Here is a 17,074-nt window from a genome sequence, read left to right as displayed (position 1 = left end):
GAGGTCGTCTGAGGTCGCGGCAGGCTCACCAGCCCGGCCGCCGGCCTCAGAGCTTGTGGAACAGCAGCGAGGTGTTGTGCCCGCCGAAGCCGAACGAGTCGTTCAGCGCCGCCGGCACGATCATGTCCCGGGCCTTGGTGGGAACGTCCACGCTGAGGCCGTCCTCCGGGTCGTCGAGGTTGATGGTCGGCGGCACCACGTCGTTGGCCACGCTCAGCACCGTGGCGATCGCCTCGATCGCGCCGGACGCCCCGAGCAGGTGACCGGTCATCGACTTGGTGCCGGTGACCACGGTCTGCTCGCCGAGCAGGGCCGCGATCCAGCGGGCCTCGGCCATGTCCCCGACCGGGGTCGAGGTGGCGTGGGCGTTGACGTGTACGACGTCGGACAGCGCCACGCCGCTGCGCTGGATCGCCGTCTTGGCCGCCCGGACCTGGCCGCCGCCGTCCGGGTCGGGCTGGACGATGTCGTAGGAATCGGCGGTGATGCCGGCGCCGCCGAGCACCGCGTACGGCTGCCGGCCGCGCGCCAGGGCTGAGGAGAGCCGCTCGAGCACCAGGACGCCGGCCCCCTCGCCGAGCACGAAGCCGTCCCGGTTCTTGTCGTAGGGGCGCGAGGCCCGCTCGGGCTCGTCGTTGCGGGTGGACATCGCCCGCATCTGGGCGAAGCCGGAGATGGTCAGCGGGTGGATGCACGCCTCGGTGCCGCCGACCACCACCAGGTCCGCCCGGTCCAGCTGCAGCAGGTCCAGGCCGTAGGCGATCGCCTCGGCCCCGGACGCGCAGGCGCTGACCGGGGTGTAGACGCCGGCCCGGGCGCCCACCTGCAGCCCGACGTAGGCCGCCGGCCCGTTGGGCATGTTCATCGGGATCATCAGCGGCGAGACCTTGCTCGGACCCTTCTCCAGCAGGATGTCGTGCTGGTGGATCAGGCTGGTCACGCCGCCGATGCCGGTGCCGATGGCGACCGCGACCCGGGACGGGTCAAGGCCGTTCTCCTCCGAGGTCCCGGTGAAGCCGGCGTCCTCCCAAGCCTGCGCCGAGGCGACCAGGGCTGCCTGCTCGGCCCGGTCGAGCCGGCGGGCCTGCACCCGGGGCAGGATCTGGGCCGGGTCGACGGCCATCGGCGCGCCGATCCGGACCGCGATCGTCTCGGCCCAGTCGAAGGGCAGGGCCACCACGCCGGACGTCCCGGCCAGCAACGCGTTCCAGTACGAGGCGACATCGCCTCCGAGCGGCGTGGTCGCGCCGAGTCCGGTCACCACCACCGGGTCGCTGGTGTTCACCGAGGTCTCGGTCATCGTTGTCCTCTGTTCTGGGTACGGGGCTGGGCAGATCAGGTAGTCGGCTGCGCCGGCCTGGGAAGGCCGCCGGGGAGTGGCGCAGCCGGGTCAGCTGGGGTTGGAGCTGATGTAGCTGACGGCGTCGCCGACGGTCTTGAGCTTGGGCAGCTCCTCGTCGGGGATCTTGACGCCGAACTTCTCCTCAGCCGCCATCGCCACCTCGACCATGGACAGCGAGTCGACGTCCAGGTCATCGGTGAAGGACTTGTCGACGGTCACGTCGTCGGGGGCGACATCGGCGACCTCGTTCAGGATCTCCGCCATGCCGGCCAGGATCTCGTCATTCGTTGCCATAGGTGCTCAACCTCTCTGCCTCGAAGGGCATGCCTTCTCCTGGATCGCCGGCCCCGGCTGGGAACGGCGACGTTCGGGTGTACTCGCCACGGCTGGGCCGTGGTTGCTCTGCTGGCCGTGCTCGCCCTGATGACGGCGGGGCTGGACCGAGGCCCTAAGGAGCCAGGATGACCTGGCCCGCGTAGGTCAGCCCGGCGCCGAAACCGACCAGCAGGACGGGCGCGCCGCTGGCGATCTCACCGCGCTCGAGCATCTTCGACAGCGCGATCGGGATCGAGGCCGAGGAGGTGTTGCCGGAGGTGATGATGTCACGGGCGACCACCACGTTCGGGGCATCGAGCTTCTTGGCGATCAGGTCGATGATCCGCAGGTTCGCCTGGTGCGGCACGAAACCGGCCAGCTGGGACGGCTGCAGCCCGGCCGCGGCGCAGGCCTGCAGCCCGACATCGCCCATCTTCGAGGTCGCCCAGCGGAAGACCGACTGGCCCTCCTGGCGCAGGGTGGCCGTCTCGGCGTCGGTGGTGATCGCGCCGGCGCTGTCGCCGTCGGAGCCCCAGACCACCGGGCCGATGCCGACCGAGTCGCTGGCGGTCACCACCGCGGCGCCGGCTCCGTCGGCGAAGATGATTCCGGTGCCCCGGTCCAGCAGGTCCACGTAGTCGGTCAGCTTCTCCGAGCCGACCACCAGCACGGTGCGCGCCTGGCCCGAGGTCACCGTGTTGGAGGCGGCGTTCAGGGCGTAGACGAAGCCGGCGCAGGCGGCGTTGATGTCATAGGCGCCCGGCGAGTCGATGCCCAGCCGGCTGGCGAGCTCGGCGGCGCCCCCGGGCACCTGCTGCTTGCCGGTGCAGGTCGCCAGGATCACCAGGTCGACGTCGGTCGGCGACACCCCGGAGTTCGCCATCGCCTTGCTGGCGGCGGCGACACCCATGTCGATCATCGTCTCGTCCATCGCGAACCGGCGTTCGGCGATGCCCACCCGGCTCTGGACCCACTCGTCGTTGGTGTCGACGCCCATGGCGACCAGGTCGTCATTGGTCAGGACGGTGGGCGGCTGGTAGTGGCCGACGCCGGCGACCCGGCTGCCACTGGATCGGGGTGGGATCGTGAGTTGCACGGTCATCAAGACATCCCGGTGGCGAGTTGGGCGACCGGCTGGCCGCTGGATGAGGGGGCTGCCTGCGCGTCCGGCCCGGCTGGCGGCTCGGCGAGCAGCTGTCGTGCCGCTTCCAGGTCCGCCGGTGTCTTGACGGCGACCAGCCGCACGCCGGTGAACTCCCGGCGGGCGATCCCGGTCAGCGTGCCGGCGGGCGCGAGCTCGATGGCGCCGGTGACACCGAGGTCCCGCAGGGTGTTCAGGCACAGGTCCCAACGGACCGGGCGGGTGACCTGGCCGACCAACCGGTCGAGCACGGTGGGGCCGTCGCTGACCACGGCGCCGTCGGCGTTGGACAGCAGGGTGCGGGTCGGATCGGCCGGCGTCAGCTGCGCCGCGACGGTCCGCAGGCTCTGCTCGGCAGGGCTCATGTAGCTGGTGTGGAAAGCCCCGGCGACCTGCAGTGGCCGGACCCGGGTCCGGGGCGGCGGGTTCTCGGTGAGCGCGGCGATCGCCTCGAGGGCGCCGGCGGCCACGATCTGCCCGGCTCCGTTCCGGTTGGCGGGGGTCAGGCCGGCGGCGAGGATGGCGGCGACCACCTCGTCCGGATCGCCACCGACGACGGCGACCATCGAGGTGGGGACGGCCGCGCAGGCCGCGGCCATCTCCGAGCCGCGACGGGCCGCGAACGAGATGGCCTGCTCCGGCGTCAGGACGCCGGCGATCGCGGCAGCGGTGACCTCGCCGATGCTGTGGCCGGCCAGCACCACGTCGCCGATCGCTCGCTGGCCGTCGAGCTGCAACTGGCTGGCGGTGATCAGGCCCATGGTGACGATCAGCGGCTGGGTGACGGCCGAATCCCTGATCTCGTCGGCGTCCGCCGTGGTGCCCAGCCTCGCCAGGTCCAGGCCGGACAGCTCCGAGAAGGTCGCGACCTGCTCGGGCACGCCGTCCAGTTCCAGCCAGGGCGCGAGCATGCCAGGAGTCTGGGCGCCCTGCCCCGGAGCGAGTACGGCGATCACACTTCTACGGTGCCCTGTCTGCGGCCTTCACGGCGATCACGGCGCGCACAGTGTTCCAGCGGCTATTTTAGAGGTTAGCTACAACTACAGATAGTCACGGTGCCATTGTAAGCGATTGCAATGCAGCGATTCCGCTAACTGGCGGTAGTTTATTGCATCGCGGGCTGGCCACCGGACAGACCCGCCGGACGGCCCCCTGGCTGGCCGTTGAGCCGCCCCAGCACCAGTGCCAGCTGGATGGTGAAGGCTCCCCGGGCGTCGGTGGGCGCGTGCCCGCACAGCTCGGCGGCCCGTCGCAATCGGTACCGCACGGTGTTGGTGTGCACGAACAGCGCCCGGGCGGTCGTCTCCAGGGCCCGGCCGCCGTCGAGGTAGCTCACCACCGTGTCCAGCAGCACGTCCCCGGCCTCGACCAGCGGCTGGTACACCGTCTCGATCAGCTCGTGCCGGGCGCCGAGGTCACCGGCGATGGTGCGCTCGGGCAGCAGGTCATCGGCAGCGACCGGGCGCGGCGCTCCCGGCCAGCCCGCCACCGCCCGCAGGCCACTCAGGGCCGCCGCGGTGACGTCGGCGGCGCCGTCGATCCGCGGGGCCGAGCCGCCCACCACCACCGGAGCGTCGTCGAACTCGTCCAACACCGCGTTGGCGGCCTCGATCGGATCGGCGATGCCTCCCAGGACCACCACCAGCCGGCCGCCGTGCACCCCGGCCAGCACGTCGAAGCCGGCTCGGCGGGCCGTCCGGTGCACCGAGTCCAGCGCCTGGGTGGGATCCAGGTCGCTGCGGGCCGCGCCGACCACGGTGGTCACCGCTCCCTCGGCCCGCCAGCCGAGCGCGGCGAGCTGGCTGACCGGGGAGCCCTCCTCGGTGGGCCCGACACCCCGGACCAGGCCGTCGATGACCAGCGCTTCCAGCCGGGCGTCCCAGCGGCCGCGGGTTTCGGCGGCGCCGGCGTAGACCCGGGCGGCGGCGAAGGCGATCTCGCGGGAGAACCGCAGCATCGCGTCGGCGACCTCCTGCTCCTCGCCGGGGCCGGCCAGGGACGGCACCGCCTCCTCGACCACGGCGATGGTCTGGCGCACCAGCTCGACGGTCTGCTGCAGCGACACCCGGCGAGCCAGCTCCCGCGGCGCGGTGCTGAACACCTCGCCGGTGAGCCGGACCGCCTGGTCGGGGGAGCGGAGCCACTCCACGAACGAGGCGATGCCGGCCTGGGCCACCAGCGTGACCCAGGACCGCTGATCGGCGGGCAACCGGCGGAACCACGCCAGCTGCTCGTCCATCCGGGCCAGGCTGCGGGTGGCCAGCATTCCGGAGGACTGCTCGATCCGGCTGATCGTCTCCTCGGTCAGGGCCTCGTGCACGCCCCGGAGCCTAATGTGCGTCGGCCTAGTGTGAGTGCGGTGAGCACGTTCGAGATCCGCCGGGGCGCCGACCGGGCGCGCACCCGCACCGAGTGGCTGGACTCGGCGCACTCGTTCGCCTTCGGCCCGCACTACGACCCCGACAACACCGGCTTCGGGTTGCTGGTGGCCCACAACTGCGACGTCCTGCAGCCGGGCCCGGGCTATCCGGTCCACGCGCACCGCGACATCGAGATCCTCACCTGGGTGGTCGCCGGGACGCTCGCGCATTCCGAACGCGATGGGACGCCGACGGTGATCCCGGCCGGGCAGCTGCACTACCTCAGCGCCGGCAGCGGCATCCGGCACACCGAGTTCAGCGCCGACGACCAGCCCGTGCAGGTGGTGCAGATGTGGCTGACCCCGGACGAGTTCGGGCTGCCGCCGACCTCCTGCCTGCTGCAGCCCGGTGATCGGCTGGCCAGCGGGGAGCTGGTGGAGGTGGCTTCCGGCGCCGCGGCCGGACAGGACGGCGTGCTGCGGATCCGGCAGCGGGCCGCGGCGCTGTCGGTGGCCCGGCTGCCGGCCGGCGCGACGATGCCCTTGCCGGCCGCGCGCTACCTGCACGTGTACCTGACCGCGGGCTCGGGAACGTTCGAGACCGGGGACGGCCAAGTCCTGGGCGTGCTGGCAGCCGGTGACGCGCTGCGGATCACCGGCGACGACGATGCGCTGCGGATCACCGACGATGCGCTGCGGATCACCGGTGACGCGGTGCGGATCACCGGCCACGCCGACCTCGGGCCGGCCGTCGTACGGGCCGCCGAACCCGCCGAGCTGCTGGTCTGGCGGATGCAGGCCGGCATCGGAGCAACCGCCGGCCAGAGCACTTACCCTGGCTAGGTGTCCGCAGCAGCCGAGCTCCGCCATCCGGCTGACGCCGCGCAGCACCGGCTGGCGCGCGAGATCAGCGCCGGCGGCGTGCTGGTGCTCTCCGGAGCGGGGCTGTCCACCGAGTCCGGGATCCCGGACTACCGCGGCCCGACCGGCCGGCTGCATCCGGCGACCCCGATGACGTTCCAGGAGTTCACGGGCAGCGCGGCGGCCCGGCAGCGGTACTGGGCCCGCAGCCATCGCGGCTGGCAGCGGATCGAGCAGGCCAAGCCCAATGACGGCCACAATGCGGTGGCCCAGTTGCAGCGCGCCGGGCTGCTGAGCGGCGTGATCACCCAGAACGTGGACGGGCTGCACCAGGCGGCCGGAGCCCGGAGCGTGATCGAGCTGCACGGCGGCCTGAACCGGGTGATCTGCCTGAGCTGCCGGGCGATCAGCGACCGCGACGAGCTCGACGAACGGCTGGTCGCCGCCAACCCCGAGGCGCGGACGATACGGAGCACCGGGCCGGTCAAGCCCGATGGCGACGTCGAGCTGGCCGAGCCCGAGATCGCCTCGTTCCGGCTGGTGGACTGCCTGGACTGCGGCGCCGGCCCGCTCAAGCCCGACGTGGTGTTCTTCGGAGAGAACGTGCCTCCGGAACGGGTGGCCCGTTGCTACGCGCTGGTCGAGGCCAGCCGGTTGCTGCTGGTGCTGGGCTCGTCCCTGACGGTCGCCTCCGGGTTCCGGTTCGTCCGGCGGGCAGCCGCTCGCGGCATCGGAGTCGCGATCATCAACCAGGGCGCCACCCGCGGCGACCCGCTGGCCGACGTGCTGCTCGACGGGCCGCTGGGCGCGCTGCTGCCGGCCCTGGCAGCCGAGGCGATCGGCGGCTGATCGGGCCAGGCCACCCGAAGCCCGGCGGCGATAGGGTGCGCCGGTAGCAGGTGCGAGAGGACGAGTCGATGGAGCTGTCGCGGCTGGATGACGTCGAGGCCTTCGCGGAGCTGCCCGACGTCGACCCGGACGAGCTTCGCGAGCTGCAGCTGCGCCGGTTGAGATGGTCGCTGCGGCATGCCTATGACAACGTCGCCCACTACCGGGCTGCGTTCGAGGCGGCCGGGGTGCATCCGGACGATCTGGCCTCCCTCGCCGACCTCGCCCGATTCCCCCTCACCAGCAAGGAGGACCTACGGCAGAACTACCCGTTCGGGATGTTCGCGGTGCCCCGGGAGCAGGTGGCGCGGGTGCACGCCTCGTCCGGCACCATCGGCAAGCCGACCGTGGTCGGTTACACCGCCGGCGACATCCAGACCTGGGCCGCGGTGATGGCCCGGTCGATCTATGCCGCGGGTGGCCGTCCCGGTGACATCGTGCACGTGGCCTATGGCTACGGCCTGTTCACCGGCGGGCTGGGCGCCCACTACGGCGCGGAGCGGCTGGGATGCACGGTCGTTCCGGTCTCCGGCGGCATGACCGCGCGGCAGGTGCAGCTGATCACCGACTTCCAGCCCCGGATCATCATGGTCACCCCGTCCTACTTCCTGTCGATCCTGGACGAGATGGCCCGGCAGGGGATCGATGCCGCCGAGTCGTCCCTGCGGATCGGCATCTTCGGCGCCGAGCCGTGGACCGAGGCGATGCGGGCGGAGATGCAGCAGCGGGCCCGGCTCACCGCGCTGGACATCTACGGCCTGAGCGAGGTGATGGGCCCGGGGATCGGCCAGGAGGCAGCGGGACATCCCGGCAGCCTGCAGGTGTGGGAGGACCACTTCTACCCGGAGGTGATCGACCCGCGGACCGGCGAGGTGCTCGGCGAGGGGGAGGTCGGCGAGCTGGTGCTGACCTCGCTCACCAAGCAGGCGATGCCGGTGGTGCGCTACCGGACCCGCGACCTGACCAGGTTGCTGCCCGGCAGCGCCTACCCCGCGTTCCGCAGCATCGAGAAGATCACCGGACGCACCGATGACATGATGATCATCCGGGGGGTCAACGTCTTCCCGACCCAGATCGAGGAGTTGCTGCTGGCCGTGCCGGGGCTCTCGCCGCACTTCGAGTGCGTGCTGACCAGGCCCGGACGGCTCGATGAGCTGAACGTGCGGGTCGAGGCACGCGAGCCGACCGCCGATACCGCCGCGCTGGCGGGCGAACTCGTCCAGCTGATCAAGGACCGGATCGGGGTCAAGGTCGGCGTCGAGGTGCTGGCGCCGGAGTCGGTCCCGCGCTCGCAGGGCAAGGCAGTCCGGGTCCTTGACCAGCGGTGAGCGGTGAACTAGCAATGACGCCGAGCAAGCGGCAGCAAACGCAGGCAAACCGGCGACGGTAGCCGTTCGCCAGGGGCGACAGGGGAGGTCAGGCAGTCATGGATCGGATCCGGCTCGGTGAGCTGGAGGTTTCTCGCCAGGGGCTGGGCTGCATGGGGATGAGCGAGTGGTACGGGCCGGCGGACTGGGATGCCTCGATCGCCACCATCTCCCGCGCGATCGAGCTGGGGGTCACCTGCCTGGACACCGCCGACGTCTACGGCGCCGGCCACAACGAGGTGCTGGTCGGCCGGGCGATCGCCGGGCGGCGCGAGCAGGTCCAGCTGGCGACCAAGTTCGGCATCGACCGCTCCGCCGGTGACCAGGCCCGGGTCCTGCGCGGGGAGGCCCGCTACGTCAAGCGGGCCTGCGAGTCCTCGCTGCTGCGTCTGGGCGTGGATGTGATCGACCTGTACTACCTGCACCGCCCGCCGGAGAATGCCGAGATCGAGGAGACGGTCGGCGCGATGGCCGAGCTGGTCGCCGAGGGCAAGGTGCGTTATCTCGGGCTGTCAGAGGTGGACGAGCGGCTGCTACGGCGAGCGCACGCGGTGCACCCGATCACGGCGGTGCAGAGCGAGTACTCGCTGTGGACCCGCGATGTCGAAGCGGTGACGCCGGCGATGGTCGAGCTGGGCATCGGGCTGGTGCCGTACTCCCCGCTGGGACGGGGCTTCCTGACCGGCACGGTGGACCCGACCCGGCTGCACGACAAGGACTTCCGCCGCTTCAATCCCCGGTTCCGGGACGAGGCCGGCCAGGCGAACCTGGCGATCGTGGCGGCGGTCCGGGCGGTGGCGCAGCGGCATGCGGTGGCCCCGGCCCAGATCGCGTTGGCCTGGGTGCACGCCCAGTCCGCCCGGCTCGGAGTGCCGATGGCGCCCATTCCCGGCACCAAGCGGGTGCAGTGGCTGGAGCAGAACGTGGCGGCGCTGGACGTCCAGTTGACGAGGGAGGACCTGGCCGAGCTCGACCCGCTGGGCGCCCAGGTGGTCGGCGCCCGCTACTGAGCCGCGTCGGGTTCGACGTCCCAAGCCGTGCAACGGAAGTCCGAAACCGGTGGAGCCAAGCCAGGATTCGTCGTCGGCACGCCGAAACAGCGCCTTTAGTCCCTACTGCCCGCATGAGCAGGTCGCCACGATGGGAACCATAGGGATCTCGACACGATGAGGCGGCTGAGGAAGATGTATGGGTTGACCGATACCGAGATGGGCCAGGCGGCCGGGCGGGCCATCCTCGCTCCCTCAATACACAACACCCAACCGTGGCGGTTCGTGATCACGCGCGGCTCGCTCGAACTCCACGCCGACCCGCACCGCCAACTGCGCGTGCTCGACCCACGCGGCCGGCAGCTGATGATCAGTTGCGGCTGCGCGCTGTTCAACGCCCGGGTCGCCCTGGCCGCGGCCGGCTACGACGCAGTCGTGGAACGGTTCCCGGACCCGGCGCAACCGAACCTGCTGGCCCGCGTCACCCTCCCGGTGGAAACCAGCCACGGCAGCACCATCAGCCACCTGAACGCCGCGATCGATCGGCGCCGCACCAACCGCCGCCCGTTCTTCACCCGTGCCGTGCCGCCGGACGTCCTGCAGCTGCTCGGTGCGGCTGCCTCGGCCGAAGCCGCTGAGCTGTTCACCATCGACCGGCCCGAACACCGCCTTGCCACCGCCCGGCTCAGCCGCCAGGCGGACACGGCCGAACTCACCGACCCCGCCTATCGCGCCGAGCTGCGCGCGTGGACCACCACCGACCCGCACCGCGGCGACGGCGTGCTGGCCAGCACCGTCGCCCATGTCGACGCCGGCGCCAGCGGCGATCTGCCGCTACGCGACTTCGACACCAGCGGCCGGGGCTGGCTTCCGGTCGACACCCGCTCGGACCACGACCAATGCCTGCTGGTGCTCGGCACCCTCGACGACGACCGGATGGCGTGGCTGCGTGCCGGAGAGGCGCTCGAGCGCGTCTGGCTCGAACTCACCCGGCTCGGCTATGTCGCCAGCCTGCTCACCCAGGTCGTCGAGGTCGCCCAGACCCACGAGCTCCTCCGCCTCGAGCTCGGCCTGACCATGCACCCGCACCTGCTGATGCGGGTCGGGCAAGCACCGGACACACCATCGTCCCCGCGTCGCGCACTCATCGACGTGATCGAGAGCCCCGAACTATCGCGAACCCCGTCGCGCCCAAGCTGAGCAGGCGCCCAACAGCTACAACAGCGGCGCCAGCTGGATGCCAGCCGCGGCCGCTCCGGTTCGCAGCCGGTCATCCCAGACGGCGAAGAGCGTCTCGGTGGCGCTCACTGCCAACAGGCTTGCCAGGTGGACCGCGTCAGCGCCGCGCAACGAATGTCGAGATGCCAGCTCGCCGGCGTGCGCCGCGATGGCCTCGGTGACCTCGATCGTCCTGGTGGCCGCCCAGAAGCGTTCCCACAGTGTCTCGGCATGTGTTTGTTCGCCCCCGACCAGGCGCTGCGCACGCCCGGCGGCAGCTAGCGCAGAGCGGACTTCGGGATAGGCGAGGGAACTGGACACCGCCGCATCGCAGCCGTCCCAGAGGGCGGCGGCGAGCTGGCTGCCGGCCTCCTCGACGACCAGCTTCACGAAGGCGCTGCTGTCGAAGTAGACGATGGCCATGGCTGTCAGCGACGTTGCTCGGCCACCAGCTCGGACACTGACTCGGTCGCTTGCGCCCTGACGATGCCGCGGGCCGCCGGCCGGTCAGCCCGACGGGGCTTGCCCAGGACGCCTTGCTGGGTGAGCTGCTCGATCAGCGGCGCTGTGTCGATCGGCAGCAACCGGGCCACCGGGATGCCCCGTTCGGTGATGACGACCTCCTCGCCGGCTCGAACGTGCTCGATCCAGCCCGACAGCTCAGCTCGCAACATGCTGATCGCGACGTCCACCAGCCAAGCGTACAACGCCGGGGGAGATAGTTGTACAGATGGCCTGCGGTTGGCATGCGCGGTGAGCCGCCCCTAGCGGCTCACCGGCCCATACCAGCCCGGGTAGGTCAGCAAGACGTCAGGCGGCGCCCTCGGTCGAGCCCGCGTTGGCCGCGGCGACGTCGGTGATCTTGTACTTCTCCAGGGCGTCGCGAGCCGCCTCCGGCTTGACCTCGCCGCGCTTGGCCAGCTGCGCCAGGACGTTCACCACGACCGACTCGGCGTCGATGTGGAAGAACCGGCGAGCCGCGCCGCGGGTGTCGGCGAAACCGAAGCCGTCGGCGCCCAGGGAGCTCCACTCCCGTCCGGCAGCCTGCAGCCATTGGGCGATCTGGTCGGGCACGGCGCGCATGTAGTCCGAGACCGCCACCACCGGCCCGGACGTCTCGGCCAGCTTGGAGGTGATGTACGGCGTCACCGGCTCGGCGTCGGGGTGCAGGAAGTTGTGCTCGTCGGCGGCCAGCGCATCGCGGCGCAGCTCGTTCCAGGACGTCACCGACCAGACGTCGACGTCCACCCCCCAGTCCTGGGCCAGCAGCTCCTGGGCTCGCAGCGCCCACGGCACCGCCACCCCGGAGGCCAGCACCTGGGCGCGCGGCCGGCCCTGCTCGCCAGCTGGGGAGGACACCTGGTGGATGCCCCGCAGGATGCCTTCGACGTCCACCCCATCCGGTTCGGCCGGTTGCGGGATCGGCTCGTTGTAGATGGTGAAGTAGTAGAAGACGTCCTCGCCGTGGGGGTGCTCGGGCGACGAGCCGTACATCCGGCGCAGCCCGGCCTCGACGATGTAGGCGATCTCGTAGGCGTACGCGGGGTCGTAGGCCACCACCGCCGGGTTGGTCGAGGCGATCAGGAGCGAGTGCCCGTCGGCGTGCTGCAGGCCCTCGCCGGTCAGCGTGGTCCGCCCGGCCGTCGCGCCCAGGACGAAGCCGCGGCCGAGCTGGTCGGCGAACTGCCAGAACTGGTCGCCGGTCCGCTGGAACCCGAACATCGAGTAGAAGATGTAGAACGGGATCATCGGCTGGCCGTGGGTGGCATAGGCGGTGCCGGCCGCGATCAGCGACGCGGTGGAGCCGGCCTCGCTGATGCCCTCGTGCAGGATCTGGCCGGAGGTCGACTCCTTGTAGGACAGCAGCATGTCCCGGTCGACCGCGTCGTACTCCTGGCCGTGCGGGGAGTAGATCTTGGCCGTGGGGAAGATCGCGTCCAGGCCGAAGGTGCGGGCCTCGTCCGGGATGATCGGCACGAACCGCTTGCCGATCTCCTTGTCGCGCATCAGGTCCTTGAACAGCCGGACCATGACCTGGGTGGTCGCGATGTTCTGCTTGCCCGAGCCCTTCTTCAGCTCGGCGTAGGCGCTGGCCGCCGAGTCCGGCAGCACCAGCGGCTTGGACCGGTTGACCCGCTTGGGCAGCGAGCCGCCGAGGGCCTCCCGGCGCTCCTTCATGTATTGGATCTCGTCGGACTTCTCGCCGGGGTGGTAGTACGGCGGCACGTCGCCCTCGAGCGCCTCGTCGGAGATCTCCAGGTGCAGCCGGTCCCGGAAGGCCTTGAGGTCGACCTTGTTGAGCTTCTTCATCTGGTGGGTGGCGTTGCGGCCCTCGAAGCTCTCCAGCGTCCAGCCCTTGATGGTGTGGGCGAGGATGACCGTCGGCTGGCCCACGTGGGCGCGCGCGGAGTTGAACGCGGCATAGACCTTGCGGTAGTCGTGGCCGCCGCGCGAAAGCACCCGCAGCTGCTCGTCGGACAGGTCCTCCACCATCTTGCGCAGCCGCAGGTCGCCGCCGAAGAAGTTCTCCCGGATGTAGGCGCCGGACTCGACGGTGTAGGTCTGGAACTGCCCGTCCGGGGTGGTGTTCATCTTGTTGACCAGGACGCCGTCGCGGTCGGCGGCCAGCAGCGGGTCCCAGTCCCGGCCCCAGATCACCTTGATGACGTTCCAGCCGGCGCCCCGGAAGTAGGACTCCAGCTCCTGGATGATCTTGCCGTTGCCGCGCACCGGCCCGTCCAGGCGCTGCAGGTTGCAGTTGATGACGAAGGTGAGGTTGTCCAGCTCCTCGCGGGCGGCCACCCCGATCGCGCCGAGGGACTCCACCTCGTCCATCTCGCCGTCGCCCAGGAACGCCCAGACGTGGGAGTTGGCGGTGTCGGCGATGCCGCGGGCGGCCAGATAGCGGTTGAACCGGGCCTGGTAGATCGCCCCGATCGGGCCCAGGCCCATCGAGACGGTCGGGAACTCCCAGAAATCGGGCATCAGCCGGGGGTGCGGGTAGGAGGACAGGCCGTGCGGGGCCTTGGACCTCTCCTGCCGGAAGCCGTCCAGGTGCTGCTCGGTGAGCCGGCCCTCCAGGAACGCGCGGGCGTAGATGCCGGGCGCGGCGTGGCCCTGGAAGAAGATCTGGTCGCCGGTGCCGCTGGCCAGGTCCTTGCCCCGGAAGAAGTGGTTGAAGCCGACCTCGTAGAGCGAGGCCGCCGAGGCGTAGGTGGCGATGTGGCCGCCGACGCCCAGGTGCTTGTTGGCCCGGCTGACCATGATGGCGGCGTTCCACCGGATGTAGGCCCGGATCCGGCGCTCGATGTGCTCATCGCCGGGGAACCAGGGCTCGCGCTCGGGCGGGATGGTGTTGATGTAGTCGGTGCTGCGCAGCGCCGGGACGCCGACCTGGCGTTCCCGGGCGCGTTCGAGCAGCCTCAGGAGCAGGAAGCGGGCCCGCTGGCGGCCGTCATGGTCGACAGCGGCGTCGAAGGATTCGATCCACTCGCGGGTCTCGCCGGGATCGATGTCGGGGAGCTGGCTGGGCAGCCCGTCGGTGATGATGCTGTAGCGATCACGAGTCACCTGACCAGTGTCCCCCAACACGCGAGAAGATGTGACCTCCGATGTTTACCGATGAGTAGCCCCGGAGGGTTGCTTCGTCGCCGAAGTGTGGTTATCTACCGGGGCACGGTTACCAGCGGTGAGGAGTCGCCTCGCCGTTCAGGCACATCTGGAGGCTGGCAGTGAGCACCACCCCCGGGACCGGGGAAAACACGACTGCATTGGTTGACCGCCTGGGCATCGAGCCAGGCATGGTTGTGCAGGAGTTGGGCTATGACGACGATGTCGACCAGGCTCTGCGCGAAGCGATCGAGAACCGCCTGGACGACGACATGGTGGACGAGGACTCCGATGATGTCGTCGATGTCGTCTTGCTGTGGTTCCGGGAGGACGACGGGGACCTCGTCGATGCCCTGGTGGATGCGATCGCCCCGCTGGCCGACAACGGCGTGATCTGGCTGCTGACCCCCAAGCGCGGCCGGCCCGGTTACGTCGAGCCGTCCGACATCTCCGAGGCGGCCCCTACGGCTGGCCTCTCGCAGACGTCGCTGCTGCCGCTGTCGGCCGACTGGACCGGCGCCCGGCTGGTCAGCAGGCGGGCCAAGGCAGGCGTCGAACGTGGCAAAGGGGAGCGGCGATGAGCTCTACGGCTGATGCGGTCTCGGGTCCGGGCTTGACGCCCCTGCCGGTCGGGACTCCAGCGCCCGACTTCACGCTGCGCGACCAGAACAACGAGGTCGTGACGCTGTCGTCGTTCCGGGGCTCCAAGGCCGTGCTGCTGGTGTTCTACCCGTGGGCGTTCACCAGCATCTGCACCGGCGAGCTGGGGCAGCTGCGGGACCGGATCGACGAGTTCGCCAACGACGCCGTGCAGGTGCTGACGCTGAGCATCGACTCCTCGTTCGCGCACAAGATCTTCGCGCAGCGCGACGAGCTCAACTTCCCGCTGCTGGCCGATTTCTGGCCGCACGGGGCGGTGGCCGAGGCGTACGGGGTGTTCAACACCGACGCCGGCGTGTCCAACCGGGGGACGTTCCTGATCGACCGGGACGGCATCATCCGGTTCAGCGAGGCCGCGGAGATCGGCGTCGGACGGGACCCGCAGCGCTGGCTGGACGCGATCGCGGGGCTGACTTCCGGGGTGGCTGGGTAGCGCTCGTTCTGGCTGGTAGCTGCGTCGCGCGCCGGCGCTGGCGGTCGCGCGGGGGAATCCTGGCGACTGACATACGAATCGGTCGTCCAGACGCTCGCACCGTATGTCGATCGACCGAACGGCCGGGGATGTATGCGCTTCCGCGCTCTACGCGCGCGGCGCCATTTTTTGTCGGGCTCCTGCCCCCCGTGGATCATCGGATTCGGATGCCTCGTAGTCCGCTCTACGCAGGTTGTCAAGATCTGTATTAAAGCGAGGGTTCAGGAGAACATGCCTATGGTTTCGACGAAATCCGCTTCACCACACCCTTGAAAGGGGCCCTTGATGCTATCTCGCCTGCTTACGTTGATAAGTGCGCTGACAATCGCTGTAGGTGGCCTGCTGGTATCCGCTGGGCCGACCGCAGCCGATCCAGCCCACTGCTACGGCTGGAACACGCACCCCGATCGGCACAGCGGCGGGGGCTTCAGCTTCGGGAATGGCACAGCCATCCGGCGGGGGCCGTACACCGATTGCGATGCCTTCGGCCGCGGTTACCCGAGTCACGGCATCGACGTCCACTGCTACGTCCGCAACGGCAACGGCGTCTTCTGGGTCTACCTCCGCAACACGTCCACCGGAGTCGCCGGCTGGTCTCAGTATGACGCCCTCAACCCGGTCGGGACGGGCATCGCCAGCTGCTAAGCACCACCCACACCGGAGAGTGACCTGGGGGACTGCAACAGGCTCGGCGCCTCACGCGCCGAGCCTGCCCGCAACCAGCCCACGATTGCATCGCCTGCGCGCGCGTTGAGAGTCGTGAGCGCACCCTCGGTTAACCTCCTCAGCCTGCGCCGCTAGGTGTGCCGAGGATTGATCACCGCCCGGCTGAACACGAGCTCAGGAGCGGCCGGCCAGCCGGTCGTCCAGCGAGGCCTTCTTGGCCTTAGCGGCTGCTCGGCCGGTTGCCGGCTGGGCGTCGAGGCTCGGACTGCCCGGCTCGGCGTCGGGGTCGCCGGACTGGGGCTCAGCGGCCTGCTCACGGCGACGCTCGGCGGCAGCCATCACGAACGGCGCGCACAGCGCCAGGATGCCGAACAGGTACCACTGCACCACGTAGGCGACGTGCTGCGGCTCGTCGGCGCCGCCGGCCGGGTTGGACAGGTCAGGTTCGGGTAGCGGGGTGAGGCCCGCGGCGCCTGGTTGGCCGGCGAGCAGCTCGGCGTAGCCGTTCCACACCGGGGCACCGAGCCGGCTGGCCTGCTCGGCGACGTTGACGGTCTCGACCTGCCGGCCGGGCAGCCGTCCGAACCGGTCCGGCTTGCTGCCGGCGGGCTGCAGCCGGGCGGTGACGGTGACAGTGCCGGACGGGCTGGCCGGTACCGGCGGGCTGGTGGTGGCCGCGCCGGTCTGGGCCACGAAGCCCCGGGCGATGAGCAGCACACCGGTGCTCGTCCTGAGCGGGGTGAGCACGACGTAGCCGACATCGCCGCCGACGGTCTGGTTGCGCAGCAGCGTCTCGCCGGCGCCGAGGTAGGTGCCGGTGGCGGTCACCTGCCGAAACTTCTGGGCCCTGCCGTCGGAGATCTGGGCCGTCGCGGCGCCCAGGACGGTGGCGATGTCGGCGGGGCGGTCGCGGTCGTCGGCGCGCAGCTCCTGGTTGGCCTCGTGCTTCTGGTGGAACCGTTCCAGCTGCCAGGTTCCGGCCACCCCGCAGATCGCCGCGAGGACCACCGTCAGGGCGAACAGGCCCAGGTAGCGCGGCTGCCGCAGGGTGGTGAGCACGCTGAGAACAGTACGACGGCGGGCTGTGCGAGAGGGTCGGTACCCTTGCACGGTTGTCGCCGTCGCTCGGGTCACGGCTCGGCTGGTTCAGGTCGTGGCCGGACGCGCAGGGCGTCGGTGGCAGGTCA

Annotated in this window: 16 protein-coding genes; 7 read left to right on the top strand and 9 right to left on the bottom strand. The window is 70.6% G+C overall.

The annotated features are described in order from the left end of the window. Window positions 1–46 precede the first annotated feature (46 nt). The 5 genes from VF612_RS17785 to VF612_RS17765 form a co-directional block, all read right to left on the bottom strand. Complete coding sequence (locus VF612_RS17785; protein ID WP_408661193.1) at window positions 47–1,300, bottom strand: beta-ketoacyl-[acyl-carrier-protein] synthase family protein; 1,254 nt, start codon at window positions 1,298–1,300, stop codon at window positions 47–49. Between the two features lie 90 nt (window positions 1,301–1,390). After that, window positions 1,391–1,636, bottom strand: a complete 246-nt coding sequence (locus VF612_RS17780; protein ID WP_408661192.1) for an acyl carrier protein — start codon at window positions 1,634–1,636, stop codon at window positions 1,391–1,393. A gap of 154 nt (window positions 1,637–1,790) precedes the next feature. Next, on the bottom strand, window positions 1,791–2,759 hold the full coding sequence (locus tag VF612_RS17775) for a beta-ketoacyl-ACP synthase III (RefSeq protein WP_408661191.1): 969 nt from the start codon (window positions 2,757–2,759) through the stop codon (window positions 1,791–1,793). Continuing rightward, entirely contained in the window at window positions 2,759–3,754 is a 996-nt protein-coding gene (locus VF612_RS17770) for an ACP S-malonyltransferase (RefSeq protein ID WP_408661190.1), read from the bottom strand. The genes VF612_RS17775 and VF612_RS17770 overlap by 1 nt, the downstream gene beginning before the upstream one ends. Before the next feature lie 149 nt (window positions 3,755–3,903). Further along, window positions 3,904–5,118, bottom strand: coding sequence for a PucR family transcriptional regulator (locus VF612_RS17765; protein ID WP_408661189.1), 1,215 nt, complete (start codon window positions 5,116–5,118; stop codon window positions 3,904–3,906). 39 nt (window positions 5,119–5,157) lie between these two features. Here VF612_RS17765 and VF612_RS17760 point away from each other — a divergent pair, with 39 nt between their 5' ends. The 5 genes from VF612_RS17760 (at window position 5,158) to VF612_RS17740 (ending at window position 10,462) form a co-directional block, all read left to right on the top strand. Continuing rightward, the gene (locus tag VF612_RS17760) at window positions 5,158–6,000 is read left to right on the top strand and encodes a pirin family protein (protein WP_408661188.1); all 843 of its coding nucleotides are present in this window, start codon (window positions 5,158–5,160) and stop codon (window positions 5,998–6,000) included. Beyond that, entirely contained in the window at window positions 6,001–6,867 is an 867-nt protein-coding gene (locus VF612_RS17755) for an NAD-dependent protein deacetylase (RefSeq protein WP_408661187.1), read from the top strand. Window positions 6,868–6,935: 68 nt separating this feature from the next. Next, a complete protein-coding gene (gene paaK, locus VF612_RS17750; RefSeq protein WP_408661215.1) occupies window positions 6,936–8,234 on the top strand; it encodes a phenylacetate--CoA ligase PaaK in 1,299 nt (432 codons plus the stop codon). Window positions 8,235–8,332: 98 nt separating this feature from the next. Continuing rightward, entirely contained in the window at window positions 8,333–9,283 is a 951-nt protein-coding gene (locus VF612_RS17745) for an aldo/keto reductase (RefSeq protein ID WP_408661186.1), read from the top strand. Window positions 9,284–9,466: 183 nt separating this feature from the next. Continuing rightward, window positions 9,467–10,462: an Acg family FMN-binding oxidoreductase gene (locus VF612_RS17740; protein ID WP_408661185.1), complete on the top strand. Its 996-nt coding sequence runs from the start codon at window positions 9,467–9,469 to the stop codon at window positions 10,460–10,462. A gap of 15 nt (window positions 10,463–10,477) precedes the next feature. On the opposite strand, the gene VF612_RS17735 is transcribed toward VF612_RS17740, so the two are convergent. The 3 genes from VF612_RS17735 to aceE all read right to left on the bottom strand — a co-directional run bounded on the left by VF612_RS17735 (window position 10,478) and on the right by aceE (window position 14,050). Further along, window positions 10,478–10,903: a type II toxin-antitoxin system VapC family toxin gene (locus VF612_RS17735; protein ID WP_408661184.1), complete on the bottom strand. Its 426-nt coding sequence runs from the start codon at window positions 10,901–10,903 to the stop codon at window positions 10,478–10,480. A gap of 5 nt (window positions 10,904–10,908) precedes the next feature. Then, window positions 10,909–11,172: a type II toxin-antitoxin system Phd/YefM family antitoxin gene (locus VF612_RS17730; protein WP_408661183.1), complete on the bottom strand. Its 264-nt coding sequence runs from the start codon at window positions 11,170–11,172 to the stop codon at window positions 10,909–10,911. A gap of 118 nt (window positions 11,173–11,290) precedes the next feature. After that, on the bottom strand, window positions 11,291–14,050 hold the full coding sequence (gene aceE / locus VF612_RS17725; protein ID WP_408661182.1) for a pyruvate dehydrogenase (acetyl-transferring), homodimeric type: 2,760 nt from the start codon (window positions 14,048–14,050) through the stop codon (window positions 11,291–11,293). A gap of 161 nt (window positions 14,051–14,211) precedes the next feature. Here aceE and VF612_RS17720 point away from each other — a divergent pair, with 161 nt between their 5' ends. Together VF612_RS17720 and VF612_RS17715 are read left to right on the top strand one after the other, a co-directional pair. Beyond that, window positions 14,212–14,670: a DUF3052 domain-containing protein gene (locus tag VF612_RS17720; protein ID WP_408661181.1), complete on the top strand. Its 459-nt coding sequence runs from the start codon at window positions 14,212–14,214 to the stop codon at window positions 14,668–14,670. Next, window positions 14,667–15,182: a peroxiredoxin gene (locus tag VF612_RS17715; protein ID WP_408661180.1), complete on the top strand. Its 516-nt coding sequence runs from the start codon at window positions 14,667–14,669 to the stop codon at window positions 15,180–15,182. The genes VF612_RS17720 and VF612_RS17715 overlap by 4 nt, the downstream gene beginning before the upstream one ends. A gap of 879 nt (window positions 15,183–16,061) precedes the next feature. Here the strand turns inward: VF612_RS17715 and VF612_RS17710 are convergent. Beyond that, window positions 16,062–16,946 carry an SURF1 family protein gene (locus VF612_RS17710; protein WP_408661179.1) on the bottom strand — a complete coding sequence of 295 codons (885 nt, stop codon included), beginning with the start codon at window positions 16,944–16,946 and terminating at the stop codon, window positions 16,062–16,064. Window positions 16,947–17,074: the final 128 nt, after the last annotated feature.

This window comes from Jatrophihabitans sp. (genome assembly GCF_036388195.1).
GTDB lineage: Bacteria > Actinomycetota > Actinomycetes > Mycobacteriales > Jatrophihabitantaceae > Jatrophihabitans_A.
The sequence above is the reverse complement of the archived record's forward strand: the minus strand, read 5'-3'. Positions and strand labels throughout refer to the sequence as shown.

Coding starts and splice junctions, on each gene's coding strand:
- VF612_RS17785 (WP_408661193.1), bottom strand. CDS start 1,300: ATGACCGAGACCTCGGTGAACACCAGCGACCCGGTGGTGGTGACCGGA.
- VF612_RS17780 (WP_408661192.1), bottom strand. CDS start 1,636: ATGGCAACGAATGACGAGATCCTGGCCGGCATGGCGGAGATCCTGAAC.
- VF612_RS17775 (WP_408661191.1), bottom strand. CDS start 2,759: ATGACCGTGCAACTCACGATCCCACCCCGATCCAGTGGCAGCCGGGTC.
- paaK (WP_408661215.1), top strand. CDS start 6,936: ATGGAGCTGTCGCGGCTGGATGACGTCGAGGCCTTCGCGGAGCTGCCC.
- VF612_RS17745 (WP_408661186.1), top strand. CDS start 8,333: ATGGATCGGATCCGGCTCGGTGAGCTGGAGGTTTCTCGCCAGGGGCTG.
- VF612_RS17735 (WP_408661184.1), bottom strand. CDS start 10,903: ATGGCCATCGTCTACTTCGACAGCAGCGCCTTCGTGAAGCTGGTCGTC.
- VF612_RS17715 (WP_408661180.1), top strand. CDS start 14,667: ATGAGCTCTACGGCTGATGCGGTCTCGGGTCCGGGCTTGACGCCCCTG.